The following is an 885-nucleotide window of genomic DNA, read 5'->3' as shown; positions in this document are numbered from 1 at the left end:
TCGGGTGTTGGGATCAGGCGCGGTGGCGGCCTCTGCGTGATCCTCCGTGGGTCGTGCGCGGCTGGGGATGCACCGGGGCGAAGGCTTGCGTTCGTGGGGCCACGAGCAGGTCGCCATCCCCGGCTCGCAGGTCCCCGTCCCCAGTCCGCGGCTCGTCGTACCAGGCTCGCAGTTCGTCGACGGTATGCGGGGCGGCCGGTGCCTCGTGGCTGTGCTGGCGGCGGGCACGGGCGGCGGTGTCGAAGGGCTCCGTGCGGGGCGGGACGGCCGACGGGAGACGGTGGCGGCGGCCCTGTGACGGCGCGTCCTGGGCGAACGCCTCCGCGCCGTGGGCAGCGCCCAGGGGACGGTGCCGACGGCCACGCAGAGGGCCGTCCGAGGCGAAGGGGGCCGACTCCTCGACAGGGTGTCCGCTGCGGCGCCGCCGCCCGTAGTAGCCGCCCGTCTGGGGGCTCTCCGCCTGCTCGGCAGTGGGCCAGAGCTCGGTCGCCCGCCTGTACGGCGTGTGCTGGGAGGCGGTGCGGGGCCTGGGACGATGCGGCGTACTGTCACGGCGCGTCGCAGGCATGCCGTCACGGCGCGCGGCCGGCGCGAAGGCGTCGAACCGCGTCGTCGCCGCCCCGGACACGGGCGTGAACGCGTCGAACTCCGTCGTCGCCTCGGGGAGCGGCGCCGAGGCCCGCGCCAGCAGGTCGGCGATCGGCTCCAACGGCTTCAATCGTTCCAGGATCGACCGGCTCACACCGGTCACCAGACGCGGGTCGGTCACGTCGAGGCGCGGCTCGCTCCCGAACGCGGACGCGACGACCTCGGCAGGGACAGCGAAGTCGAAGTCGGTCGACGCGATGAGCTCGTTCGAGGTGACGAGCTCGGCCGGGGTGAGCT

Annotated in this window: 1 protein-coding gene; it reads right to left on the bottom strand. The window is 74.6% G+C overall.

The features are described 5' to 3' along the window. Nucleotides 1-13 precede the first annotated feature (13 nt). Nucleotides 14-885: hypothetical protein (locus KLK06_RS59435; protein WP_214644753.1), on the bottom strand; the 872-nt coding region annotated here is incomplete at its 5' end.

This window comes from Nonomuraea sp. NEAU-A123 (assembly GCF_018603905.1).
GTDB lineage: Bacteria > Actinomycetota > Actinomycetes > Streptosporangiales > Streptosporangiaceae > Nonomuraea.
Note: the sequence above shows the minus strand (reverse complement) of the source record. Positions and strands in the feature narration are given on the sequence as shown.